Origin of the sequence: Agrobacterium sp. FDAARGOS_525, from assembly GCF_003938925.1 — a bacterium.
Classification (GTDB): Bacteria; Pseudomonadota; Alphaproteobacteria; order Rhizobiales; family Rhizobiaceae; genus Agrobacterium; species Agrobacterium pusense.
In genome coordinates, this window is the sequence record NZ_RKIU01000002.1 from 1 (window position 1) to 25,360 (window position 25,360).

Consider the following 25,360-nt stretch of genomic DNA (forward strand, 5'->3'; position numbering starts at 1 on the left):
ATCGAGGAATGCCCGGCTGGCTTTCTCCATTAAGTGCCAGCGGTCAGCGACCTGGGTGGCGTGTTGCAACGCCTTGGCTGCAGCCGTCGCGTAACCACCGCCGAGGTCGCGAGCGACGATGCTGATCTGAGGTTGGTCCGAGAGCCAGGCCTGGGCCGTCGACGGCTCCCGATCCGGCAGGAGAGCAATGGTTTTGCGCCGTTCCAGATCGCAGATGATGGTCCCATAGCGTTGATTTCGTCGCCACGCCCAGTCGTCGATACCGATCACGGTGGGTGGGACAAAGCGCGGACTGCCGCGTCGCCGCACGACGCGCAGCAGCGTATCGTTGCTGACCGGCAACATCAGCCTTTTGGCAAAGGTGGCCGCTGGCCTGCCACCCAGTGCAAGTCCGAGATGATGGACGATGTGGTCGAGCCTGGCGGTTCGCCGCGCCGAAGGCGCGAAGCAACCCTTTCGGGACATCGAGCGAACCAGTCTTGCTTCGCTGATACGGGTTAACCAGCCGGGCCATCGATAATGGGCTCCGCTCTTCTAATGGCGGTGAGCTGGACCTACTCGATAAATTCGACCATGACGCCCGGCTTGACCATGCCGGCCAGTTCCTCGACGTCCCAGTTGGCCAGCCGAACACATCCATGCGATCCAACCTTGCCTATCAGTTCCGATTCAGGCGTGCCGTGTATGCCGTAGGTCGGCTCCGTCAGGTCGATCCACACGGTACCCACAGGACCGTTCGGCCCGCTCGGCAGCTCAAGGATTTTCTTGTTGTTGCCCTGCTGAAAATTGATCTTCGGGTTGTATGTGTATGTCGGCATCCGCGAGACGCCCTTGACTTTGTGCGTGCCGGTCGGTGAGGGCGAATCCTCACTGCCTATGGTCGCCGGATAAACCGCCAGCAGTGAGCCGTCTTCGGCAAAAGCGAAAACCTGCGCCAGTTTGCGATGAACCTCGATCCGCTTGACCGATCCGGTCCTGGCAGCGCCGGGAATGGCGACAGCGATCGTTTCGCCCGGCTTGAAGGCCGCCGTCGGATTGAGGGCCTTGATCAGCGCGATATGCATGTGGAACCGCTCGGCCAGCTTCTCCGCAATGCTGGTGTAGCCGAGATGCTCCATCCTGGCCTGTTCGGCATAGTCTTTCGGAATGCTCTCGACGATATCCTTGCTGTCTTCCTGAATGATGGCATAGGCCTGGATGGCCGGGGCATCATCGGTCAAGCGGCCCAATACGTCGGGATCGAGCTTCCCATCCACTGGCAGACGTTGAAGCGCCTCGAAGCCGGCGATCGCTTTCGTCAGGTTGTCGCCGAAATACCCGTCGATGACGCCCGGCGATGAACCAGCCCGGTCGAGCAGGACCTGCAGATGCACGATGGCGGGATTGGGCTCGGTCTGTTTTTCCGCCGGCGCCTCGATCGGAAGGGACGCGATCGCCGCGGTATTGACGGCTTGTGCGTCGATCGGCGCTGCAAAGGCTGGGGAACAGAGCGTTAGAGCGGCGGTCAGTGAAAAGTACCGAAAGGCATTCTGCATGGAGGCTACCGATAAATTAGGGAGCGACTCTCCACCCGGTGGATGGAGAGGCTTCATTGGAGAAAGGTCAAGCAAGGAAGAAGGCCGCCGTTTCCGGCGGCCTTCATCTTGTCAAATCGTGCGGCGAGTGGTGGTTTCGGCCAGAAGCAACGCCTTCTTCGTGCCGTAGGAACCGCCGAACCAGGCCGCCACGGCCCCGAGCAGGAGGGCGAAGAAGCCCAGGATCGCGCCGGCCGACACTGCCTTGGTGGCCGTCTGCGCCGCCTCGAGCGCCTGCTGCTTGGCCGCAGCAACATTGTCGCGATAAGTCTTCTCGTACTGCTCGACCTGGGTGCGGGCCTGATCGACCGGGATGTTCTGTGCCTTGGCGATCGCATCAGCGGCACGATTGCGGGCATCTGCGGCCTTTGCCTGGTCACCGGTCACGGCAGCCTGGACCGCCGACACCGCAGCGTCACGCAGGGCTGCCGGATCGTTGCCGCCGGACGCATTGCGGATCTGTTGCTCGATCCCCGCCATCGGGTTGGCCGAGTTGGCGAGGGCAGGGGCTGCCGCCGTGGCAGCGGTTGCGGCCGTCTGGCCAACACCGCCGACAATGCTCGACAGACCGCTGAACGCGCCGCCGATGAGGGCACCGACCGACGTGGTCAGCAGGTAGAGGATGACAAGAGTGGTGACAGCCCAGGTGGTTACGCCCTGATACCCGCCGGTCGAGCGGCTCGGACGTCCGGAAAGGCGGCTGGCGGCATAACCGCCGACGAAGGAAGCAATGATACCGGCCACAACGAACCACGCGCCACCGGCAATGGAGAAGGTGCTCGCATTCGGGTTGTCGTAGGTTGCCGGATCGATCACGGCGGCGCCAATGCCCACGCCCAGAAGATTGAGGAGGAACTGGACGGCAAGCGCCAGGACGACCCCGGCGAAGATCGCGCCCCAAGACACCTTATGCAAAGTGGCTGTAAGGGAGGGGTCGACATAGGCCGCTTCGCGCGACACGTGGACTGAGACAGGTTCGGTCATGGTGCATCCTCTTCATCACGGGAATGTGAGTGCCATACTAACGCCGCAATCGCCGTTCGGTTCCCGTCCAGCAGGATAGAAAAAAGACCGGCGATGGGATCGCCGGTCTCTGCTGCAGTTACATCGAACGAACCGCCTTGATTAGTCCTTGCGGACAACACTGTCGGATCGTTCATCTTCGACTTCCACCTCGGTGCGGCGAACGCTGTCGCTGATGGTTTCCTCGCGCTGCTCGGCGGTCTTGCGCAGAGCGATCTCTTCGACAACACGCGCATCCTTAGAGACGACTGCCTCTTCATGACGTTCTTCTGCCTCAATTGTGCGGTCGACGAACGCGTTTTCCGTTCCAGTCACCGGGCGATCGACGGCGCGGCGCTCGATGCTGACGTTTTCGTCGCGCAGCGATACCTGTTCGCTGACAGGATTTTCGACCACGTAAGAACGGACACGCACGCGGCCATGATTGAGGTCACGCTTGCCGACGCGAAGCTCTTCCTCGACCACCGGGATAACCTCTTCACGGCCGGCCTCCAGAGCTGCCGTTCCGGTTGCGCTGGCACGATTGGCGGAGGCGCCATACGAACTCACGGTCTCCTGCTGGTTCCACCCTTCCGAGCGCCAGCTCTCTGCGCGCTGATCGAGATCGATGCTGCCCTCGTCATCGAGGATATCGATAACCTTGTCATAAGAGGCGGCGGTGACGTTGCTGACCGTCACAAGATAGCCACCGCGGCGAAGACCTTCGGAATAGACGGCGCGGTCCTCGTCGGGAAAGAAGAAGTCTTCCAGCTTCTCCCAGAAGCCCTTGTGCTCGGAGGCAACTTCAGTCGAGGTTGTAGACTCCTTTCCGGCGACGACGCGAATGCCGTCGCGGGCAATCCCGGCTTCCGCAAGGCGTTCGACGGCGGCATCCGCATCGCTGCGGTTTTCGAAGAAGGCCGTCACCGTGTTCGATGACGAGGCGCGGTAGGACGATGTGGTTTCGCTGTAGGTCATGAATTTCTCCTTTTCTCGGATTGATAATTAGCTCAGGGGTCGTCGCGCTCGATGGTGGCACGTTGCTTGCGCAGTTCGACCGGAATGGAAACGTCGTCAGTGGTGGCGACGCGGCGGATGTGGATCTCTTCGACCAGCATAAGGCGCTTTTCGACAACGAGAACCTCCTCCATCACAGGTATAATGGTCACGTCACCGTCCGTGCGAACACCCGGCGCTTCTGACACTTCACGTCCGATTGCCACACGCGTGACCTCGACATTCTCGCTGTCTAGGCGTGCTTCCGCTTTCTCGGTGACAAACTCGGTTTTGGTGGTGACGCGAACGCGGCCGTCTATGACGGCGCGCTTGTCGATGACAAGCTGTTCTTCGATCAGCGAGAGTTTCTCGTCAGGCTTGGTCATCCGCATTCCAGATTGTTGCGACAAGCATTGAACGAGCGGAATCCAACTTTGTTCCTTGGAAAAGGTCACACGTCACCAGCTGCGCAAAAATCGCCCAAGGCCGGAACAAAGTATTGACGCAGTGATTTTGTCGCTCACGAAGCAAGGTTGGATAAGCATGGTCAATATTCTGATCGTCGAAGACCAGTGGCTGTTATCGAGCGCGGTCGAAGAGGCAGTGTTGTCGCTTGGGCATGAGGCCATCGGGACGGCAACCACGGCAAAGGAAGCGTACGAGCTTGCCGACAAGGCAGAAGTTGCATTTGTCGATGTCAATCTCATCGATGGTGCGACCGGACCGGAAATCGGCCGACGCCTGGCGGCAGACGGCGTCACCGTCGTCTTCATGACCGGCAACCCGGAACAGCTTGGCTCAGGCGTCGATGGCGCCCTCGGGGTGATCTCAAAGCCGGTGATGGACCTTGAATTGGTCGAGACGATCCAGTTCGCAACGGATCATCACGCCGGGCGGGACTGTATCGCTCCTAAGCGGTTTATTGCGTTTCATTGACGACGACTACTCGGCGATACCCTTCTATTCGTCGAGCTCGTTTCGTGTGACGCTCGCCAACTCGTGGAGCCCCTCGGCGCGGCCTGGCTCCTCGTCAGCGGCCAGAATAACCGCGTAGAAGGCGGCCCGAGATATTTCTTTTTTAGACGCAGCAGCGTGTTTCTTTCTGACCGCGTCTACGAGATCCTTCGGTCGCATTCCCGGGAGAGCGAGTTCGGCGATCGTCCGCGCGATATCCTCAATGTCTGATGCCAGTTCTCTTGCCATCACCTTCTCCATTCGAAGATGAGATAGCGAAGGGAGATGACAGCGCGATGTCAGAACGCGTCTGGTCCGCTCAAAGTCAGATTTGCATTCTCAGGCGCGTTTCCGGATGCGTCAGGTCAGGCCTTACCCCCAACGATACGTTTCGCCGCTCAAGCGAGAGTGTGTAGGCGGGTAAATTCCGTCAACTTCCCGACTGAAGCCGCATCTTGCGCAAACGCTCGGTCTTCAGCCGCCGCTCCTCCGCCTCCGCCTTGATTGACGCCATGGCGCTGTTATGCGTTGCGTCGAAGCGTTGCTTCCTGTCCGCCAAGGAACTCTTCTCGCGGTTTCGTTTTTGTGGAATGTCGTCATCTTTCGATCACGATGAACTAATGCTCAGCAAAACAGCGACAAGTAGAGGGGGACGTCAACAAGAGGAATGTTCGACAGGGTACGGTGCTGATGCACCATCGGAACTTATCGTTTCGGGATGACGTTATCTGGCACCTCATCCTGGAGAGCCCCGATGGCCGACGATCCCAAATCTTCTTCACCCGCAGTTCAGGCTTACGAGTTGGAGAAGGCACGACAGCGGCAAGAGGAGGACAAGGGCGATCTCGATAAAGGCCTCGAAGATACCTTTCCCGCGTCGGATCCTGTTTCTCACACGATCACCTCCGTCCCGGCAGGCCGCACCGATCCACAAGAGGCTGAGCGCGTCAAAGCCAGTGCTCCTGAGAACCAGCAAAGCGACGGTTTTGCAAACAGCGTTCGCGGCTGGATCAAGGAAAACCCGCTCACTGCTGTAGCCCTCACAGCTGCGGTCGCCTGGATCTTTGGCGCGACCCGCTAACCGGGACGACGGATGTGAACACCTCAATTGACGGCCCGCTACCCGCGCCCCCTTCCGGGCACGCCACGTCGCGTCCGACATCAGGCTCGGTTCTGAAGAAGCTTGGCCCTGGCCTAATCACTGGAGCCGCCGACGACGATCCAAGTGGGATCGCAACCTACTCCCAGGCCGGCGCGCAGTTCGGCTTCAACATGCTTTGGACCATGTTGCTGTCTTATCCGCTGATGTCGGCAATCCAGCTTGTCAGCGCCAGAATTGGCCGCGTGACCGGATCGGGGCTGGCGGTCAACATGGGTGCCATCTGGCCGAAATGGCTCGTCACCGGGTTGGTCTGTCTGCTATTCGTTGCCAACTGCATCAATATTGGCGCGAACCTCGCGGCGATGGGTGCGTCGGTCGAGCTCGCGACGGGAATGCCGAGCCTGCCGATCACCATCTTCTTCGCCCTCTTGTCACTAGGGCTGCAGATGTTCATTCCCTATGAGCGATATGCCAACATCCTGAAGTGGCTGACGCTGGTCCTGTTCGCCTACATCGCCGTCCTGTTTGTGGTAAAGATCGACTGGATGGCGACGTTGAAAGGATTTGTCTGGCCAACCTTTCCCTTGAACACCGACAGTTTCACCGTGGTCGTTGCGATCCTCGGCACGACAATCAGTCCGTACTTGTTCTTCTGGCAGTCGAGCCAGGAGGTGGAAGAGATCGTTCGCAGGACGAAGCCAAGCCGCTTGAGGAGGCGCCGCGTCAAGCTCCCAAAGAGCTCAACCGGATCGAGCTTGATACCCTCGCGGGTATGGCCGTTTCCACCATCGTCGCTGTCGCGATCATGATGTGTGCGGCTGCGACACTGCACGCTAATGGCAAGACGGATATCAAGTCGGCGGCTGATGTCGCCGAAGCGCTGAAGCCGATCGCCGGCAATTTTGCCTTTGTCCTGTTCAGCCTCGGCATCGTTGGAACCGGATTGCTGTCGATCCCGGTACAGGCTGGCTCTGCGGCATATGCCTTCGCCGAAACGCAGGACTGGATCTGTTGGTTTACATTGAGGAGTTGATCATGCCCAAACTTGCGCTGTACGTGCCATTGAAGGCCAGGCCCGGAAAGGAGAGCGATGTCGCCGATTTCCTGACCTCGGCGTTAGCGCTCGTTCAAGCTGAGCCCGGTACCCTGACTGCGTATTCCGGTGATGCCGGACAAGCGCTAAACCGGAGGGGGATCACCCACCCGGAGGGCCGAGACGTATTTCATGGAAATGCGGCCGGTGCTGCAGGCCGCAGGCCGAAGCATGGGGAGACGGGTTTAGTGCTTGTGGGGGAGAGAGGGCAGAGCGCCTTTCTCCCCTCTCAGTGCGCTGAATAAATTCGCCTTCCGGCCCGAAGGATATATTCCGGCACAGATAGCTGCCAGGCGGCTACGCGCCGTCATTTCCGTCATTCGAGGGCGCCAGAACACATCCTGGAAGCAGTCATTCTCCACTATGGAGCTATCGCTGCCTGTATCGGTAGCTCAAGCGTGAAAACGCTGCCCAACCCCGGACCATCACTCCATACCGAAACATCGCCGCCGTGTAACTCCATGAGTTGTTTGACGAGGGCGAGGCCGATCCCAAGTCCCCCATGAGCATGATTCCGATGCTCTTCGACTTGCTCGAACATCCTGAAAATTGCGCCAGCGGCCTCGGCACTGAGGCCGAGACCATTGTCAGTGACGCTGATGCGATAGGTGCGCGGAAGTAATTCCAGCGCTACCTCAATCTGACCGCCCATCGGCGTGTATTTTGCGGCATTGTTCACGAGGTTTGAAACGCACTGCGTCAGCCGAACCTTGTCAGCGAACATCATGCACGGCTGATCCGGAACGTTGATGGACAAAGCATGGTTTCGCTCCTCGATTGCCTCTTTTGTCATATCCAGCGCGGAGTGAATGGCATCTCTCAAGTCAAAGTCAGACTTTACGAGATTGATTTTGCCCTGCGTTATCCGTGACACATCGAGCAGGTCGTCAACGAGCCTGATGATGTGGTCCATCTGTTGGTGCATGAGGCCATGGATCTGCTCCACCTTGCCAGCATCCGGCTTTCTCGAAAGAAGCTTCAGCCCGCCATTGAGAGCGGCAAGTGGGTTGCGCAGTTCATGGACGAGAACGCCGATGAACTCGTTCTTACGCTTGTCGGCGAGCTGAAGCGCGCGAGTCTGTGCCTCGAGAAGGTCGCGCTGTTCGGAAATCATTTTACGCTGACGATAGAGCTCTGCAAAAATCTCTGCCTTGCTGCGCAGAATATCCGGCTCGATCGGTTTTTGAATAAAGTCGACGGCGCCCGCTTCATATCCCTGGAACCGCCGCTCGGCTGTATGGGTACCGGCAGTCACGAAAATGATCGGAACCCGCCGTGTCCGCTCATTGCCTCGCATAAGTTCGGCAAGTTCGAAGCCGTTCAGTCCTGGCATCTGAACGTCAATCAGCGCCAGTGCCACATCATGTTGGAGCAGAAGCTCGAGAGCCTCATCGCCGGACCGCGCCTTCAATAGCATCAGCTCGTCGCGTTGTAGCAGAGCTTCCAGAGAAAGCAGGTTCTCTGGAAGGTCGTCAACCAAGAGGAATTTGACGTCAGTGTTCATTTTCGATGTTCTGCAAATAGGTTGAAATCTTCGACAAGGTCAAAACTTGAGCGCTTGGGCATGCGCGGATGGCAGCTTCGGGCATGGCCCGAGCGAAAGCCTCGGACGGATCCTGAACGATTGCCGTTCCGCCAGAACGAACGACGGCCGAAAGGCCTTGGGAACCGTCATGATTGGCGCCCGTCAGGACAATAGCTGTCAGTTGGCTGCCCCAGGCGTCTGCCGCGCTCTCGAATGCCACGTCGATCGATGGCCGCGAGAAGAGAACCTCTTCCTCGCTGGATAAAGCGACATGCGTTCGCCCCTCGAGCGACAAATGATAATTAGGGGGCGCGAAGTAGATGAACCCGGCTTCCACGGGCTCCTTGTCTTCCGCCTCGATCGCGCGAAGCTGACATTTGAGGTCAAAAATCGCGGCCAGCACACTGCGTTTGTTTGGCGGTAAGTGCACCACGACGAAGATAGGATACGGATAAGTCGCAGGCAGTGGCGGCAATATCATGGACAGCGCTTCCAGCGCCCCAGCGGAGGCGCCGATGATGATCGCACCGTTCGGATTGTCCTTCACGAGCCGATCCTCTGATAGATCTTCTCATCTCGGACGAACTCCCGGAAGCCATCGGCGTGTGCCGAAAACCGCAGTGTTTCCTTCGAGCCCAGCCCGAGAAAGCCGTTGCGTGGCAGCGCATCCCGGAAAAGACCGACAGCCCTGTCCTGGAGATCCCGGTCGAAATAGATCATGACGTTCCGGCAGGAGACCAGATGCATCTCACCAAAGACCTGGTCCGTCACAAGAGTATGATCTGAGAACACGACATTGCGCCGCAGGCTTTTGTCCAGGATGCACCGGTTGTAGCCCGTCGTGTAATAGTCAGACAAAGATCCCTTGCCGCCGGAGTCACGATGGTTCTCGGTGAACAATCTGACCCGTTCGATGTCATAAATTCCGGCTTCCGCCTGGGCGAGGGCCTCTGGATTGATATCCGTCGCATAAAAGAGGGTTCGCTCCTCAAGCCCTTCCTCGCGAAAAAGGATGACAAAGGAATAGAGCTCTTCGCCCGAACTGCATCCGGCAATCCAGATCTTCAAGGAGGGGTAAGTGCGAAGATGCGGAACGACCTTCTCCCGGATCGCCGCGAAGTAGGACGGGTCGCGAAACATCTCGCTGACCTGGACCGTAAGGAAGCGGAGCATGTCGTCAAGCATCTCGGGATGATGAAGGACGCGCTCCTGCATGGCTGAGATGGTCGCAAAGCCCAACTGTTCGCGTGCCTGGCGCAACCGCCGCCGGATCGACGACATGGCGTAGCTGCGAAAGTCATAGTGGTAGCGATGATAAAGCGCCTCCAGCAGCAGCCGGATCTCTATATCCTCCACCTTTTCGAACGTCTCCGTCATTGCGGCATCCAGACGCGCACGAGAGACAGAAGCTTTTCGACGTCAAGCGGCTTTGCCATGTAGTCATTGGCGCCGGCTTCGATGCAGCGCTTCTGGTCGTCCGGCATGGCCTTTGCCGTCAAGGTGATGATCGGCAACTTCTGCCATGCTGAGTTCTTGCGGATGTGGCGGGTAGCGGTGAGGCCATCCATGACCGGCATCATTACATCCATCAAAACCAGATCGATCCGCCCGTCTGGGTTTGTTATCGATTGCTCCAGTTTTTCCAGCGCCTCCTCGCCGTTTCTGGCGATATCGACGATCACCCCGCGTGGTTCGAGGATGTTGGTCAGGGCGTAGACGTTGCGCACGTCGTCCTCGACGATCAGAATGCGGCGCCCTTCCAGCAGTTCATCGCGATTGCGCGCTTTGCGGATCATTTGCTGCTGCTCGTCCGGCAGCTCGGAGACCACCTGGTGCAGGAAGAGGGTAACTTCGTCGAGAAGACGCTCCGGCGATTTTGCACCCTTGATGATGATAGATTTCGAGTAACGGCGAAGTCTCTGTTCTTCTTCGGACGAGAGAACGCGTCCGGTGTAGACGATGACAGGCGGGAAGGAATGCATGCCCGCTTCGCTCAACGTTTCCAGAAGCGCAAAGCCGGATGTATCTGGTAACGACAGATCCAGCACCATGCAGTCGAAGGTCTGTTCAGCCAGCAACGAGATGCACTCTGCCGCAGTCCCGGCCCCCACCGTTTCGACGTCATGCGACGACAGGAGTTTCGACAGAGCGTCCCGTTGAACGGCGTTATCTTCAACGATCAACACGCGCCGCAGCGTTTGTTCGGCTTTCGCGCCTAGGGACTCGATCATCGACACCAGGTGATCGCGTTGTACGGGCTTCAGCGCGTAGCCGACGGCGCCCAATGAGAGAGCCCGGTCGGAATAATCTTCGGCGGAGAGGATGTGGATCGGAATATGGCGCGTCCGCACGTCACGCTTCAGGCGGTCAAGCACCGAGAGGCCGGATTGATCCGGAAGACCGACATCGAGCAGGATGGCGTTCGGCAGATACTGATGGGCGAGTTCCAGGGCTTCTTGAGCGGTTCCGGCTACGAGCGCCTGGAACTTCAGCTCACGGGCGAGATCGCGCAGGATGAGTGCAAAGGATTGATCGTCCTCGACAATCAGCAGCTTGCGGGCCGTCGGCTCGGATGCTGCACGGTCGTCATCGACGATTGCGACTGCCTTCGGCTTTTGTGCAATGGTCTCTGCTTCAGCGCGCAAGACGGGTTCTGCAGCGGACGCGACGGGCGGGGCAAAATCCTGTTTCGGAGCCTGGACCAGCGCACTGTCGAACTCGGCCGGAATGACGATGGTAAACGTGCTGCCTTGGCCGAGCTTGCTCTCCAGCCGGAAGCGGCCGCCGAGCAGGCGCACTAGTTCGCGGGAGATCGAAAGCCCGAGCCCGGTGCCACCGAACTTGCGGCTGATGGTGCTGTCTGCCTGATGGAAGGCCTCGAAGATCCGCTTCTGCTGTTCTTCGGCAATCCCGATGCCGCTGTCCTTGATCGCAAAGGCCAGTTGATTGTCGCCGTGACGGCTGACCGCGAGCGACACACTGCCCTTCTCCGTAAACTTCAGGGCATTCGCCAAAAGGTTCTTCAACACCTGCTCCAGGCGCTGCGGATCGGTCTGGATGACGGCCGGCACGCCGGCCTCCACGGAGACGTTGAGCTGGAGGCCCTTGTTGGTTGCGAGCGGTTCGAACATGTGGCGCAGTCCGTTGACGGTCCGTTCGATGGACACCGCTTCCGGATTTATCTCGACATGGCCCGCCTCGATCTTGGAGAGGTCGAGAATGTCATTGATCAGATTCAGGAGGTCATTGCCCGAAGACTGGATCGTCTGGGCGAACTGGATCTGCTGTGCCGTTAGATTGCCTTCGGAATTGTCGGCCAGAAGTTTGGCAAGGATGAGCGAAGAGTTGAGTGGTGTGCGCAGCTCATGCGACATGTTCGCCAGGAAGTCCGATTTGTAGCGGCTGGCAAGTTCCACTTCCTTTGCCTTGGCTTCGATTGCGTCCTTTGACCGTTCCAGATTGTCGCGCTGCCGTTCCAGTTCCTCCGCCTGTTCTTCAAGCTGGGAGTTGGTCTGTTCGAGTTCCGCCTGCTGCTGTTCCAGGCGGGTTTGCTGTTCGCGAAGCGCGCGCCCCTGTTCTTCGAGCTCTTCGTTGGAAACGCGCAGCTCCTCGCCCTGCACCTGCAGCTCTTCCGATTGCCGCTGGGTCTCTTCCAAAAGAGCCTGGAGGCGGGTTCTGAATTCCGCTGATCGGATGGCGACAGCAATCAGCTCTGAGACCTGTTCAAGAAGCACTAACGTCTGATCGCTGATGGGAGACAGGAAGCCGAGTTCGAAAACGCCTCTTATGTCCCCTTCAACGATCGCAGGCGCCAAGGCGAGATAACGTGGCTTCTGCTGTCCAAGAGCCGAGCCGAAGTTGATATAGCCATCCGGAACCTCGCCAACCGCGATCGGACGGTGATCCCGCAACACATGGCCGAACAAGCTGTCGTTTTGGCCAAAGCTCGTAGGCAGGATCACGTCTGCAGGTACGCCGTGGACGGCCATGCGATGAAAGCGGCCGGCATTTTCGACATAAATGGCACCTGCAACGGCACCGAGATAGTTGGTGAGGAAGCCCAGGATGTTTTCGCCAAGTTTCGCGATTTGCTGCTCACCGCTGACGGATGCAGCCAAGCCCAATTGTGCATCCCGCAACCACTGTTCGCGCTTCTGCGCCAGAGTGGATTTTCTCACCAGTGCGGAGATCGCGAGGGTCATGACGATGCCAAGCAGCCCCGAAGCTAGCGCGCTCGCCCAGGCAATAATGTATGACGCATTCATCTCCTCAAGGCGCTGGCTCCGCTCTTCACCAGCCTCGTTACGCAGTTGGGAGATGACGTTGCGGATGCCGTCCATGTCGCTGCGGCCGCGGTCTGATTTTACAAGGGTCAACGCTTCGACGGACCCTCGTGTCTGGAAGACCTCCAGTGTTAGCGCCATCACTTCAAGTTTGGACGAGACAAACGCTCGGAGTTCCTCGACACTCCCACGTTCGCGCATCTCGGCTGTGGCAGCCGAGCTGATTGTGTCCATTCGGCTCTGAACCTGTGGGAGGGCACGGTGATATGGCGCAAGATAGGCCTCCTCAGAGGTCAGGAGAAAGCCACGTAATCCCGTTTCTGCATCTTGTATGTCGATCAAAAGCAGGTCGAGCGCCACCACAAGACCATGCGTTTGCGTCACTCTCGCATTGCTGTCTCTGACGTTCTGGACTGTGTAAACGGTTAGCGCGGTGCTGATGACGAAAAAGAAGATCGCGGTCGCTGCGCCGATGAGGGCATTTCGCTCCAGACCGAGCATTCTGTTGCCTGTAAGTGCGGATGTTTTTCTGTGCATCAGAAGGTCTCTAAAAACTCGGTCAGATGATATTATCACGTAAGAGTGACGGCATCGGAAACGGGAAATGGCTAGCGGGGTCGCAAAGCGTGTGGTTGCTGTGTCCCATCCACTCCCGCCGATCACGTCAACTTGAATAGAGTCCTAGGTAGCAATAATTTTATGAGGAAAGCAAGATTACGCTAAAAATGGAACGAAATGAGTTGCTTGCCCTTCAGGGGTTGGCCCATTCGCCGCAACGTCACGCAAGGAAGCTCAGCGGCTTCACGGTGGAGTACCTTCAACCAGAGTTGGGTGCTGCTTTCAGTTACGACTGGACGAGCGACCTCCATTACCATGACATTGTCCTGGAAGATGGGGGCATACGTGCAGGGGATGGATTGGAGGACAACCGCCGTGACCTCCGCCACACGCTGACTTATGTCCCGCGGGGTGCACGCGTCACTGGCTGGTCCGAACTCCAAAGGCGGAACAACTCGTTCGCAGCTATCTATTTAGATCCGGCAGCTATCCGGCAGGAGCTGGACACTCGCTTCGCCGAACATGTCGATGAAAAGGTTTATTACCGAAGCGACGAAGTCGCGGGATACCTGCGCCAATGGGCCGGCCTGCTAAAGCGAGATCATTCTGATGCTCTATACGAAGAAGCATTGGGCCTGATCACGATCTTGGCGATCCACAAAGCAACAATGCCGGCATTGAGACAGCCGCCGCCCCTTGGCAGAGCGCCTCTGGCTCTGATCGACGAGTTTATCGAGGAGAACCTTGGCTCAGATCTCAGCCTATCGAGCCTTGCTGCACTCGCGGGCCAAAGTCGGTTCCATTTCAGCAGGGCCTTCAAGGCGTCCACCGGAGAGACCCCATACCAGCACGTGCTCCGACGTCGAATGGAAAGGGCACGATTGCTCTTGGCCGCAGGAGAAATGCCCATCGACGAAATCGCCAGCAGGCTGGGCTTTCAGGATAGCGCGTATTTCCAAAGGACTTTCAAATCATGGGTTGGAATGAGTGTGAAAGAGTTCAGGGACCGGATGTAGGTCCTCACTGAAGGCTTCGCGCGCTTCAATAGTTCGCCCAATAAGAGCAGACTGTCTGCCTGCGCCTGCGCCTGCTTCGCAGCTAGGAACTCTGCGAACTCTCTCTGGCCAATCGTGGCTAGACGAGAATTGAAATGGGTATCTCACAATCGGCCCTACCAAACCGCGTGGACCGGCTTGGAACGCTGGCAAACAAGTTGGCGTCAGCCAACCTTCAAAAATCCCCGTTTGGGCAGTCCGAATCAAGATCTGTAGAAAGGCGTTAGGTTGCTGCATCAATCTTCGCAAAAAGATTGCAAACTAGTCCCGGGTCCCAGTTTTCTGGAACATCAAGCCGTGTTCGGTGGATATTGAATATTGGTGAATGAAGGAACAACTATGCGAAAAATCGGTCGAGTGCGGGAAGTCTGGCGCTATCCGGTGAGTTCTCTTGGCGGGGAGACGCTCGCCTCGATCACCGTGTCGCCCGAGGGCATCGCAGGCGACCGACGGTTCGCGCTGTTCGATCCGGAAACCGGCCTCGCCGCCGCCCCCGAGAAGGAAACGCGCTGGCGTCCTGCCCTCTTCATCACCGCCTGGCAACCGGCCTCCGGACTGCCGGTGCTGTGCTTTGCCGACGGCGCCGAACATGCGCTCGACGACGGTGCATTGCCGGACCGCCTGGCAGAGCATTTCGGCTTCCCGGTCGCGGTCGGGCTCGTCGGGTCTGGCGATTACCGCTTCCCCGTCGTCTCCAATCGTTACAAGCCAGCGCCGCTTCACCTTGTGACGACCGCTTCGACGGAGGCGCTTGCCGCGGTAACAGGCCTTCCGCCACTCGACGCAAGACGGTTCCGCCCCTCCGTGCTGATCGAAACGGAAGAAGGCGAAGGTTTCATCGAAAACGAGTGGGTTGACCATACGTTACGCATCGGAGACACGGATATCCGCGTCACCGAGGCGTCGCGCCGCTGTGGCATGACGCTTGTCGCACAGCCCGGCATGGCGGAAGAGCCCGATGTGCTGCGCGGGATCATGCGCCACAACAAGCGCAATCTCGGCGTCTATGCCACGCCCACCGAGGGCGTGACCATCAGTGTCGGCGATGCCGTCTATGCCGAGATCTGAAAGAGCGGCGTTTCCGCCTGCGAGATATCCTTGAGGATTGCCCGGCCGACAGTCTCGCCGATATCCCGGGCACTGGTGATGCCCTGAACGAAGGGCTCCTTGTGCAGGAGGAAGGCGATTGCCGCGCAATAGAGCCGGCCTTCCGACATCAGGCCGAGACGCGGGCGATAGAATTCATCGACATCGATGCCGCCGGTGCGCACCATATCGGGATCGCGATCGAGCGACATGATCGCCTCGACCTTGGGCGTCGCGGCTTCGCGCACGCCTCCCTGATCGACAAGCGTCGGAAAGGGGAGATCCGTCGCCGAGAGGGTTTCCTGACCGGTCGCATCGATGAAGGCGCCGAAGCGATGCACCGTGCCTGACACCTCGACCTCTGCGCCCCGCTCCAGACCGACCTCGGCCGTGCGGATCGTATAGTCTTCGCCGAGCCGCAGGATGGACAGTTTGCCGACACGCGACAGCGCGAGCAGACGGCGGATCGACATCAGCGGCACGGTTGCATAGTCGTCGATGAAGATGCCCTTGAAGTGGCGGTGGAAGCGCTTGAGGTCTTTCTCGTCCAGATGCGGAATGACGCGCGCGACAATCTCGTGGGTGATCAGGATCGCATAGCGCCACGGCACGGTATAGCGCTTCACCCTATTGTCCTCGGCCTCGGCCAGGTTCTTCGCGGCCCAGACGAACGGATCGCTTTCGGCTCGGTCGGCATAGTAGGCGGCTGCGAAGGTCTCGACGGTCAGCTGCGAAAGGCCGATGCTGGTGGCATAATCCGGGTCGCGGGCGACGATTTCTCCGCGGAACAGCTCGAAGACCTCATCGAGCAGGTCGTGACGACCTGTCGCGATCAGCGCGTCTATGGCCTCTTCCGTGCAGACGAGCGGCGTCACATAGGGCAGCGGGCAGTAGAAGTCGGCCTCCGGCAGGATGCCCTTGCGGGACATCAGCGTCGCGCGAAAATCCTCAGTCCCGGCAGCCGGCTGATATTGCAGATCACCCGCCGCATCGCTGTAGAACATGCCGTGGGCCGTCGCCACGGTCATCAGGGCGTCGATCCCGCTCAGCGAGGTGCCGAGAATGCCGACGGGTTCATTGCGGATCGACTTCAAAACAGTGGCCGGCCAGGGCGAAACGAAGTAGCCGGGTCGTATTTCGGTGCTGTCGGGCCAATTGTGGCCGGTCGCCATCACGACGTGGTCGAAGACTGCGTCCTCCTCTGCGTCGGGACGGGATACCCTCAGCCGCACTGCGGCCGCCTGTATCTCGATATCGGTGACCTTATGGCGGGCCAGCACGTGGATTTCGTGGCCGCGTTCGCCGGCCAGATTTTGCATCCGGGCAAACTGCGCCTGCATGTATTCGCCGAGCACGAGGCGGGGATAGAATTCCCGCTCATCAATCGCCTCGCGGCGGATGCCGTGGCGCATCAGCGTGTCCTCATCCTGCCGCCGCAGCCATTCGACCAGGGTCTCGGTGAAAGCCGGAAGCTCGATGCTCGGAATGTTGGAGAGCATCGCCGGGTCATTCATATCGGGGTGATAGGGCGTACCCTTGCCCGGCTCTCCCTCTGCTTCATAAAGGGTGATCGACAGGGGAACGGTCGAGCCGATCAGTTGTTTGAACGTGTAGAGGCCGGTTGGACCCGTGCCGATGATCGCAATTCGTGGAAGCATGGACATATCCTATGTCCGGCGAACAATCTCGCACGGCTGTCAGGGAATGTTCCACCCTTGAAATTGTTCCCGCCCTCATGCGCCCGCGCGAACTAGCCTTCGAGAAAAGGGGGATCGTGTGAACGTGATGTGAGATCTGGCCTGCTGCCGGTTTCATGGACACCGAGTTAAGGTGTTCCTCCTGAAACCGGAGAGCATGAATGCAACGAAGGAAGTTCAGCCGCGAGTACAAGCTTGAGGCGGTGAAGTTGGTCAAGGAGCGTGGGGTCTCTGTTGCCCAGGCGGCCCGTGACCTTGATGTCCACGAGAATGTGTTGCGCAAATGGGTTCGCGAATACGGCGACGATCCCAGCCAGTCCTTTCCTGGAAAAGGCCAGATGAAGCCAGAGCAGCTTGAGATTGATCGGCTCCGTCGTGAAGTCGCCAAGTTGAAGGCGGAGCGCGACATCCTAAAAAACGATCACGGGCTTTGGTCCGCCTGTGCGCGGTAGAAACAGGCTGTGCTACGCTGCACTCCGGAGGGGAGTTGCCGACTGCTTATTGGAGGCGTTCGACCCCGTTAAAAAACGTGGCACATGGGCTGTTGCGAACTTGAGAGTGGTGACGCGGCTTCAGCAGCGATCCCGATTAGGAAAATGACGAACTTGTGCGGCCCAGCCCCTCCCGAACCGAAGGAGGAGAAGCCATGCCCAAGACAAGATTATCTGCCCCGCAGAACCTCACCCGCCTGAACCCGAGCGCAGCCGCGATCGACATCGGGTCCACAATGCATATGGCGGCGGTCAATCCGGACAGCGATGACATGCCAATCCGCGCTTTCGGCACCTTCACCCATGATCTGCATGATCTCGCTGCCTGGTTCCGATCTTGCGGCGTCACGAGCGTGGCTATGGAGTCGACCGGCGTCTACTGGATACCGGCTTTCGAGATTCTGGAGGAGCATGGCTTTGAGGTAATCCTGGTCAATGCGCGTTACGCGAAGAACGTCCCAGGGCGGAAGACCGACGTCAATGATGCGGCATGGCTTCGCCAGTTGCATTCCTATGGTCTGTTACGCGGCAGCTTTCGTCCCAATGCGCAGGTTGCCACTTTGCGTGCTTATCTGCGCCAGCGAGAACGTCTGGTCGAGTATGCGGCAGCTCATATCCAGCACATGCAGAAGGCTCTGATGGAAATGAACCTGCAGCTCCATCATGTTGTCTCCGACATCACCGGCGTGACCGGTATGAAGATTATCCGGGCAATCGTTTCCGGCGAGCGCGATCCTGACGCCCTGGCCTCTTTGCGTGACGTTCGCTGCCACTCTTTTATCGAAACGATCAAAGCATCGCTGGTCGGCAACGATCGTGATGAACACGTGTTTGCTCTTTCCCAATCACTGGAGCTTTACGACTTCTATCAATTGAAGATGCTCGAATGCGACCGCAAGCTGGAAACGGCGATCGCCATGATGACTGTGGAAGTCGAAGTGCCGCTCGCGCCGCTGCCAAAAATCCGGACAAAGACCAAGCAGACGAATGCACCGTCCTTTGATGTCCGGGCCGCTCTATACGGCCTTACGGGCACCGACTTAACACAGATTCACGGCCTCGGCTCCTCGCTCGCCCTCAAGCTCATCGGCGAATGCGGAACTGACCTACGAGCATGGCCCACCGCCAAGCACTTCACATCATGGCTCTGCCTGGCTCCCGGCAACAAAATATCTGGCGGAAGACTTCTCTCCTCGAGAACGCGCCGATCATCGAACCGGGCAGCCGCACTCTTGCGGTTGGCAGCCACCACGATTGGCCGAAGCGACACGGCACTGGGTGCATTTTATCGACGTTTGGCAAGGCGCATCGGAAAGCAGAAAGCCGTGACGGCGACGGCACGTAAGATCGCGGTTCTCTTCTTCAATGCCCTTCGGTTCGGCATGGCTTATCGTGATCCCGGTGCGGCGGCATATGACGAGCGCCATCGCGGTCGAGTCTTGGCAAACCTGCAGCGCCGTGCTCGCTCTTTGGGATATCAACTTGATCCCATTCCCGATGCTGAGAGTGTTTCTTAGGAAGGCCGCAGCCTACTTTGCCAGGGACGCGATATGAGGTTCGCGTTCATTGCAAAGCACCGTTCGATCTGGCCGGTGGCATGGCTCTGCGAAGCGCTAGGGGTTTCTCGTTCAGGTTTCCATGCCTGGTTCAATCGTTCTGCGAGTGAACGCGCTCGCTATGATGAGGTTCTGCTGGACAAGATCAGGCAGAGCTTCAAAGCCAGCGACCGCACTTATGGTGCTCGCCGTGTATGGCATGACGTGCTGGAAGAAGGATTATCCTGTGGTCTCCATCGTATCGAGCGGCTGATGCGCTTGAATGCGCTCAGGGCGAGGCCGAGACGGCGTGGCTTGCCGAAAGATGCCGGTGACCGTGCCGTCATCATGCCGAACGTGCTGGACCGTCAGTTCATGGCAGAGCGGCCGAACCAGAAATGGGTGGCCGACTTCACCTATATCTGGACAGCAGAAGGCTGGCTGTATGTCGCGGCCGTCATTGACCTGTTCTCACGCCGTGTCGTCGGCTGGTCGATGAATGCCAACATGACGGCCCAGCTTGTCACAGATGCGCTGATCATGGCGATCTGGCGTCGAGGAAAACCAGACGCGCTACTGCATCATTCTGATCAGGGAAGCCAATATACGAGCGAGCAGTTCCAGCGCCTCATGAGCGACCACGGCATCACCTGCTCCATGAGCCGCTCTGGAAATGTCTGGGACAACGCTGCAATGGAAAGCTTCTTCTCATCACTGAAAACGGAGAGAACAGCACGCAGGGTTTATCGCACGAGGAATGACGCCAGAGCGGATGTGTTCGATTACATAGAGCGCTTCTACAATCCGAAGCGTCGCCACTCGACACTGGGCTATCTCAGCCCCAATGACTTTGAAACCAAGGTGGGATTAGCTTAACTCGGTGTCCGAAAAACCGGCAGCAGGCCAAAGGCCGCAAATCTCAAAGGCTCGTCAATCACGTTCTAGGCCGTGAACCCATAAAAATTGCAAGGGGCGGCCGAGGCAGCATGGCTATTCGATTTACCTGAGGGATGAGCGTGCTAAGCGAGGTTTATGAATAATTCGAATCCGACTGATACGTTTATCGAGACACCTGATGGCCGTCTGTTCGCTCGCTTTTGGGGGTCGGTGGGAAGGCCAGAAGCACCACCGATAATCTTATTCCACGACAGTTTGGGCTCCGTAGACCAATGGCGGGATTTTCCATGCAAGCTGGCTGCGGCCACAGGCCGTCCCGTAATTGCATATGATCGGCTTGGTTTTGGCAGGTCCGACCCAAATCCGAGAAAGTTGGAGCCAGATTTCGTCCGGAACGAAGCATCTGCTGGACTTGCCCATATTCGGGAGGCGTTCGCGGTCGATCACATGATTCTGTTCGGACATAGCGTTGGGGGTGGAATGGCGATTGCTTCTGGCGCGACATTTGCGACCGAAACTGATGCTGTGATCACTCTCGCCGCCCAAGCATTTGTCGAGGATAGGACGATTGCCGGTATCGAACAGGCGCGGGAGATGTTTCGAGACGAGAAGCAGATAGGACGCCTCGCCCGATATCATGGTGGTAAGACGCTATGGGTCCTCGATGCGTGGATCGAGACGTGGCTTGCACCTGCTTTCGCGGATTGGTGCCTTGATGATGACCTGCGCCGGCTAAATTGCCCGATCCTCGCCTTGCATGGCGATCTTGACGAATATGGATCGCGGGCACACCCAGATCGCATCGCGGCCTTGGCTGGCGGTGGCGCGCAGGAAGTGCTGCTTACCGATTGTCATCACATGCCGCACCGTGAGATGCCAGGCGAAGTGCTACGATTAGTTCGGGATTTCACCAGCAAGGTGCTTGTCGAAGCTCGTGACAAGCACGACTTTCAAACCACATGAAAATCTGATTCAGGGACGGCATGAGCCGATATGACCTGACCGACTTCGAATGGCGCGTGATCGCGCCGTTGCTCCCCAACAAGCCTAGAGGCGTGCCGCGTGTCGATGACCGGCGCGTGCTGAACGGCATCTTCTGGGTACTGCGATCCGGCGCACCGTGGCGCGACCTGCCGGAACGCTATGGCCCGCGCACAACTTGCTACAATCGCTTCGTGCGCTGGCGAAAAGCGGGCGTTTGGGATCGGATGATGGATGCTATCACCTCCGCGCATGATGGCGACATCCAGATGATCGACAGCACTTCCATCCGGGCGCACCAACAGGCTGCGACAGCAAAAAGGGGGATCGAGATCATTGTCTCGGTCGCTCCAGAGGCGGCCTCACGACCAAAATCCATGCGGTCGTCGACGGGCAAGGTCTTCCGATCCGACTGGGCCTTGCCGCTGGACAAAGCCATGACGTCCAAGCTGCCGGTGATCTGCTCGACCATGTCGGTGCTGGAACAATCGTGCTGGCGGACAAGGCTTATGACGCCGATCGCATTCGAACAACTCTCCGCGAAAAAGGAGCGTTCGCCAATATCCCGCCCAAGTCCAACCGCAGGTCGAAACCTTACTTCAGCACATGGCTTTACCGTGAGCGGAACCTGATTGAGCGCTTCTTCTCAAAATTGAAGCACTTCCGCAGGGTAGCTACACGATACGACAAGCTGGCCGAGAACTTCCTCGCAATGGTCCAACTCGCCTCAATGCGATTGTGGCTCCGCGTTTATGAGTCTACGGCCTAGTCACCTGAATCTGAAGTTCGGCTCATTGTTTTCTGGCAGAATCGCTTGACCGAGGCGAGGATTTGGTCGGCGGACTTGACCCACTTGTATGGGGTGGGGTTCTCGTTGTGGGTTTCGATGAAGGCGTGGATGTCGGCTTCCAGTTCTGCGGTGGAACGATGTACGCCGCGCTGCAACTGCTTTCGCGTTAGCTCTGCAAACCACCGCTCGACCTGGTTGATCCAGGATGCTGAAGTTGGTGTGAAGTGAACATGCCAGTGTGGACGGCGAGCAAGCCAGGCCTTGATCCTCGGCGTCTTGTGGGTCGCATAGTTGTCCATCACTAGATGCACATCCGGTCCATTGGGCATTTCGGCGTCAATCCGCTTCAGGAAGTCGAGGAATTCGGTGGCCCGGTGACGCTTGTAGCAATGACCGATCACCGCACCAGTGGCAATGTCGAGCGCGGCGAACAGCGACGTTGTGCCATTGCGGACGTAGGTATGGGTGCGCCGTTCGGCGACACCCGGCGCCATGGGCAGAACGGGCTGCTCGCGATCCAATGCCTGGATTTGCGATTTCTCATCCACGCAAAGCACGACTGCCCGATCCGGCGGTGACATGTAAAGACCGACGATGTCTTGCACCTTGTCAACGAAGAGGGGATCGGAAGAAAGCTTGAATGTCTCGGCACGATGCGGCTGCAGACCAAATGCCGTCCATATCCGGCGGATGGTGGTGTGTGACAGCCCGCTGTCGGCAGCCATCGAACGAATGGACCAGTGCGTGGCATCCTTTGGAGTGGCATTCAATGTACGCTCGACGACCTCGGCAACCTGAGCATCAGAGACAGTTCGTGGCCGACCTGTCCGGTATTCGTCCGTCAGTCCTTCGATACCATCGTGTACGAACCGGCGGCGCCACTTGCCTACCGTGTGCTCGTGGACCCCGAGCCGCTCGGCTACATCCTTGCTCCGCAGACCCTGCGCGCACAGCAAGACCATTCGGCACCGATCCGACAAGGAGCGTGGCGCTTTATGCCGGCGCACCTGAGATTCGAGGAAATTTCTATCCTCGTCGCTCAGAACGACGAGGTCCGCCTGCCTGCCAACCATAAAACAAACTCCTGCTCTTGTGACAGAAGCTGAACAAAATGAGGCTTACTTTGGTTCCAGGTGACTAGTTGAGCTCCTCAAACAGCTGTTCTTCATCGATTTAAAGGATCAGCCCGGCTGCGCCCCCTTGGCAGCCTTGTCGCAATCCATGCGCTAAAAGCCATTTAGCCGGCCGCCGAGACCGTGGCTTGGAATTGAAGCCTGTAGTGGCCCGAATAAATGTCCCAGCCCGCCCGTACGGCGCCAACCCCAATTTGCACGGGTCCCCATCCGCCGGTCTCGATGTTATTCGGCTCAACGAGCGCGGCCAGCAGAGACTTTATAGACTGACTCCTCATTTATGGGCTCCGGGTGCGTTAGTTCATGCGTGTTTGTCGTTCCATGGAACGCCAACATTGGAAACAACTATCTCGTCCCTCACCGTTTAGAGAGAACGGCGCGGACACGAGGTCCGCGCCTGAACTTCACTCGACCGGAGGCGAGGCTTTGCCGAGCTTAAGAGCAGGTTCCCGGCCCCACACCCGCAACTTCCCAAGTTCGGATACAAAAGCGGCAACCCCCCCTTCACCGGGAAGTGCGATCGTGCCTTCGTCGAGATCGTCGGTGATTCCAGCCTTGACGAGAAGCGGGAAAGCGCTCTCGTCGTAGCCGATGAACTTGCAGTGCTGGAATGCGTCCGCCACGAAGTCCCGTGCTGTCGCCTCCTTCACCAAATCCTCAACTGCGCCCGGAGCCGCGAGGACGGCGACGGCGTCGAACAGCACCGAGGGGCCACCGTCGATCATGTGCTGCGCCTCTATCCAGGTCCCATCGGACGCGGTCACGCCTCCGATCTTCGGCGCAATCAGCTCAACCAAAGCCTTCTCCTTCTCGATCACCATCATCAGCTTCTTGAGGAGCTTTGCATCGACGCCATCCGTTACAAGCACGCCGAGTTTGCGGCCCTCAAACCGCTTCGGTCCGCCTTGCACGATGCTAAGCGCGGGAGACGGCTCCAGATCCTGACGTGTGGGCATGGCAGCGTCGGCGGGCTTAGGCATTGTCTGGATTCCGAGCTTCTGGGCAACGGTGGTGGCGAGCGTCTCGTCGATGTTCAGCAGGTGCGAGATCATCCGTTCGCGGATAGCGACGGTCTCGACCTTGCTTAGCTCGAACGTGAGTGCCATCGCGATGTGCCGCTGCTCGGGCGGCGTCTGACTGAGGAAAAACTGGCGGGCCTGGCTATAGTGGTCGCCGAAGCTTTCCGGACGCAGCCGCACTTTCTGGCCGTTCTCCTCGGCCAGAAAGTGGCGGTATCCTCGGGACGGGGCCTGCCGGGGACCTTCCCCGAACGAGTTCGGCTGGTAGTTTACCCTGCCGACCGGGTTGCGCATCGCCATGTGCCCGTCCTGCTGGAAGTTGTGGAAGGGACACTTTGGTGCGTTGATGGGAAGGTGCGTGAAATTCGGTCCGCCAAGCCGCTTGAGCTGCGTGTCGAGGTAGGAAAAGTTTCTGCCCTGAAGAAGAGGGTCGTTGCTGAAGTCGATCCCCGGCGGAACGTTGTGCGTCATGAACGCGACCTGCTCGGTCTCCGCGAAGAAGTTGTCCGGCATGCGGTCGAGCACGAGACGGCCGATTGGTTTTACCGGCAACAACTCTTCCGGAATAATCTTCGTCGGATCGAGGACGTCGAAGTCCCAGTTGTCGGCAAACTCTTGATCAAAGAGCTGCACAGAGAGTTCCCATTCCGGAAAGTTGCCGGATTGGATCGCCTGCCAGAGATCGCGACGATGGAAGTCGGGGTCGGCGCCGTTGATCTTGACTGCCTCGTTCCACGCAACCGACTGGAGGCCGAGCTTTGGCTTCCAGTGGAACTTGACGAACGTGGACTCGTCTTTGTCATTGACGAAACGGAAGGTGTGTACACCGAACCCCTCCATGAAACGGAAGGATCGTGGGATGGTGCGGTCCGACATGATCCACATGACCATGTGCATGCTTTCCGGCGTAAGGCTGATGAAATCCCAGAAGTTGTCGTGGGCGGTCTGCGCCTGGGGGAAGGCCCGGTCCGGCTCCTGCTTTGCGGCATGTACTAAGTCCGGAAACTTGATTGCGTCCTGAATGAAGAAGACAGGGATGTTGTTGCCGACGAGATCCCAGTTGCCTTCCTGCGTATAGAACTTCACGGCGAAACCGCGGACATCGCGGGCGAGGTCGGCAGAACCTTTGTTGCCGGCGACAGTAGAAAAGCGGACAAAGACAGGCGTTTTCTCGCCTGCGCGCTGAAAGATGTCGGCGCGGGTGACGTCGGACAAGGATTCATAGGTTTCGAAGAAGCCGTGGGCGCCATAGCCACGTGCGTGAACCACGCGTTCCGGAATTCGCTCGTGGTCGAAGTGGAAGATTTTCTCGCGGAAATGGAAGTCGTCCATCAGCAGCGGACCGCGGGCGCCGATCCGAAGAGAGTTCTGGTCGTCGGCGATTGGTCCGCCTTGCGACGTGGTCAACACGTCGGCACCGTCCTCAGCGATCTGGTGGAGTTCGCCGCCCGCGCCTCGGTGAAGCTGCTGATCATGGATGGTGACAGTGTCCGTGGAAGAGGTCGAGCGGGTCGCCCGTTTTGTACGCTTTGCCATGGTTATCCCCTTTGGTGATGGCTGGATACAAAAAGGCCGCCCCTGTGGGACGG

At 58.5% G+C, this 25,360-nt stretch carries 22 protein-coding genes and 3 pseudogenes; 11 read left to right on the top strand and 14 right to left on the bottom strand.

The features are described from left to right. The 5 genes and pseudogenes from EGT36_RS00125 to EGT36_RS00150 all read right to left on the bottom strand — a co-directional run. Positions 1–528: pseudogene (locus EGT36_RS00125) on the bottom strand (transposase); the annotation flags it as partial. A 26-nt stretch (positions 529–554) separates the two neighbouring features. After that, on the bottom strand, positions 555–1,535 hold the full coding sequence (locus EGT36_RS00130) for a L,D-transpeptidase family protein (protein ID WP_113731513.1): 981 nt from the start codon (positions 1,533–1,535) through the stop codon (positions 555–557). Between the two features lie 111 nt (positions 1,536–1,646). Next, on the bottom strand, positions 1,647–2,558 hold the full coding sequence (locus EGT36_RS00135) for a PhnA-like protein (protein WP_113731512.1): 912 nt from the start codon (positions 2,556–2,558) through the stop codon (positions 1,647–1,649). 141 nt (positions 2,559–2,699) lie between these two features. Further along, positions 2,700–3,554 (bottom strand): YsnF/AvaK domain-containing protein, encoded by an 855-nt coding sequence (locus tag EGT36_RS00145; RefSeq protein WP_024895857.1) that lies wholly within the window; start codon positions 3,552–3,554, stop codon positions 2,700–2,702. Positions 3,555–3,586: 32 nt separating this feature from the next. Continuing rightward, positions 3,587–3,958, bottom strand: coding sequence for a YsnF/AvaK domain-containing protein (locus tag EGT36_RS00150; RefSeq protein ID WP_279795944.1), 372 nt, complete (start codon positions 3,956–3,958; stop codon positions 3,587–3,589). A gap of 55 nt (positions 3,959–4,013) precedes the next feature. Between EGT36_RS00150 and EGT36_RS00155 the strand changes: the two genes are divergently transcribed. Further along, positions 4,014–4,508 carry a response regulator gene (locus EGT36_RS00155; RefSeq protein ID WP_125269917.1) on the top strand — a complete coding sequence of 165 codons (495 nt, stop codon included), beginning with the start codon at positions 4,014–4,016 and terminating at the stop codon, positions 4,506–4,508. 24 nt (positions 4,509–4,532) lie between these two features. On the opposite strand, the gene EGT36_RS00160 is transcribed toward EGT36_RS00155, so the two are convergent. Together EGT36_RS00160 and EGT36_RS30875 are read right to left on the bottom strand one after the other, a co-directional pair. Then, positions 4,533–4,775, bottom strand: a complete 243-nt coding sequence (locus EGT36_RS00160) for a hypothetical protein (RefSeq protein ID WP_113731509.1) — start codon at positions 4,773–4,775, stop codon at positions 4,533–4,535. A 181-nt stretch (positions 4,776–4,956) separates the two neighbouring features. Next, a complete protein-coding gene (locus EGT36_RS30875) occupies positions 4,957–5,085 on the bottom strand; it encodes a hypothetical protein (RefSeq protein WP_279795943.1) in 129 nt (42 codons plus the stop codon). 195 nt (positions 5,086–5,280) lie between these two features. Between EGT36_RS30875 and EGT36_RS00165 the strand changes: the two genes are divergently transcribed. The 3 genes from EGT36_RS00165 to EGT36_RS30880 are packed head-to-tail and all read left to right on the top strand — an operon-like array spanning position 5,281 to position 6,661. Then, positions 5,281–5,607: a hypothetical protein gene (locus tag EGT36_RS00165; protein WP_052114311.1), complete on the top strand. Its 327-nt coding sequence runs from the start codon at positions 5,281–5,283 to the stop codon at positions 5,605–5,607. 14 nt (positions 5,608–5,621) lie between these two features. Further along, entirely contained in the window at positions 5,622–6,437 is an 816-nt protein-coding gene (locus EGT36_RS00170) for an NRAMP family divalent metal transporter (RefSeq protein ID WP_279795942.1), read from the top strand. Further along, positions 6,401–6,661 (top strand): divalent metal cation transporter, encoded by a 261-nt coding sequence (locus EGT36_RS30880; RefSeq protein WP_279795941.1) that lies wholly within the window; start codon positions 6,401–6,403, stop codon positions 6,659–6,661. The genes EGT36_RS00170 and EGT36_RS30880 overlap by 37 nt, the downstream gene beginning before the upstream one ends. A gap of 421 nt (positions 6,662–7,082) precedes the next feature. Here the strand turns inward: EGT36_RS30880 and EGT36_RS00180 are convergent, their stop codons facing one another. From EGT36_RS00180 to EGT36_RS00195, 4 genes are read right to left on the bottom strand one after another with little or no spacing between them, the layout of a single operon-like run. Continuing rightward, positions 7,083–8,201 (bottom strand): hybrid sensor histidine kinase/response regulator, encoded by a 1,119-nt coding sequence (locus EGT36_RS00180; protein WP_234797310.1) that lies wholly within the window; start codon positions 8,199–8,201, stop codon positions 7,083–7,085. Positions 8,202–8,214: 13 nt separating this feature from the next. Further along, on the bottom strand, positions 8,215–8,793 hold the full coding sequence (locus tag EGT36_RS00185) for a chemotaxis protein CheB (protein ID WP_072492897.1): 579 nt from the start codon (positions 8,791–8,793) through the stop codon (positions 8,215–8,217). Then, the gene (locus EGT36_RS00190) at positions 8,790–9,623 is read right to left on the bottom strand and encodes a CheR family methyltransferase (protein ID WP_113731508.1); all 834 of its coding nucleotides are present in this window, start codon (positions 9,621–9,623) and stop codon (positions 8,790–8,792) included. Before EGT36_RS00190 ends, EGT36_RS00185 begins: the two co-directional genes overlap by 4 nt. Then, positions 9,620–13,066: a response regulator gene (locus EGT36_RS00195; RefSeq protein ID WP_125269918.1), complete on the bottom strand. Its 3,447-nt coding sequence runs from the start codon at positions 13,064–13,066 to the stop codon at positions 9,620–9,622. Before EGT36_RS00195 ends, EGT36_RS00190 begins: the two co-directional genes overlap by 4 nt. Before the next feature lie 188 nt (positions 13,067–13,254). On the opposite strand from EGT36_RS00195, the gene EGT36_RS00200 reads away from it, so the two are divergent. After that, positions 13,255–14,103: a helix-turn-helix transcriptional regulator gene (locus EGT36_RS00200; RefSeq protein ID WP_125269919.1), complete on the top strand. Its 849-nt coding sequence runs from the start codon at positions 13,255–13,257 to the stop codon at positions 14,101–14,103. A 378-nt stretch (positions 14,104–14,481) separates the two neighbouring features. Beyond that, a complete protein-coding gene (locus EGT36_RS00205; RefSeq protein ID WP_125269920.1) occupies positions 14,482–15,210 on the top strand; it encodes an MOSC domain-containing protein in 729 nt (242 codons plus the stop codon). Here the strand turns inward: EGT36_RS00205 and EGT36_RS00210 are convergent. After that, positions 15,195–16,886: an FAD/NAD(P)-binding protein gene (locus tag EGT36_RS00210; RefSeq protein WP_125269921.1), complete on the bottom strand. Its 1,692-nt coding sequence runs from the start codon at positions 16,884–16,886 to the stop codon at positions 15,195–15,197. The two genes, EGT36_RS00205 and EGT36_RS00210, sit on opposite strands and share 16 nt — an antisense overlap. Before the next feature lie 200 nt (positions 16,887–17,086). Here EGT36_RS00210 and EGT36_RS00215 point away from each other — a divergent pair. The 5 genes and pseudogenes from EGT36_RS00215 to EGT36_RS00235 form a co-directional block, all read left to right on the top strand. Further along, positions 17,087–17,356, top strand: a pseudogene (locus tag EGT36_RS00215) (transposase); the annotation flags it as partial. Positions 17,357–17,571: 215 nt separating this feature from the next. Continuing rightward, the gene (locus tag EGT36_RS00220) at positions 17,572–18,933 is read left to right on the top strand and encodes an IS110 family RNA-guided transposase (protein WP_125269922.1); all 1,362 of its coding nucleotides are present in this window, start codon (positions 17,572–17,574) and stop codon (positions 18,931–18,933) included. Then, a pseudogene (locus tag EGT36_RS00225) lies at positions 18,934–19,827 on the top strand (IS3 family transposase); the annotation flags it as partial. 156 nt (positions 19,828–19,983) lie between these two features. After that, the gene (locus tag EGT36_RS00230) at positions 19,984–20,811 is read left to right on the top strand and encodes an alpha/beta fold hydrolase (protein ID WP_125269923.1); all 828 of its coding nucleotides are present in this window, start codon (positions 19,984–19,986) and stop codon (positions 20,809–20,811) included. Between the two features lie 20 nt (positions 20,812–20,831). After that, positions 20,832–21,598, top strand: a protein-coding gene (locus EGT36_RS00235) for an IS5 family transposase (protein ID WP_125269924.1) whose coding sequence is annotated in 2 segments (ribosomal slippage) — positions 20,832–21,144 and positions 21,144–21,598 — 768 coding nt in all. Because the reading frame shifts where the segments join, the coding sequence is not laid out codon by codon here. Here EGT36_RS00235 and EGT36_RS00240 read toward each other — a convergent pair. Both EGT36_RS00240 and katE read right to left on the bottom strand, forming a co-directional pair. Next, positions 21,595–22,692 carry an IS630 family transposase gene (locus tag EGT36_RS00240; RefSeq protein ID WP_125269925.1) on the bottom strand — a complete coding sequence of 366 codons (1,098 nt, stop codon included), beginning with the start codon at positions 22,690–22,692 and terminating at the stop codon, positions 21,595–21,597. The genes EGT36_RS00235 and EGT36_RS00240 overlap by 4 nt on opposite strands. Positions 22,693–23,156: 464 nt before the next feature. Next, the gene (katE, locus tag EGT36_RS00245; RefSeq protein ID WP_072492890.1) at positions 23,157–25,307 is read right to left on the bottom strand and encodes a catalase; all 2,151 of its coding nucleotides are present in this window, start codon (positions 25,305–25,307) and stop codon (positions 23,157–23,159) included. Positions 25,308–25,360: the final 53 nt, after the last annotated feature.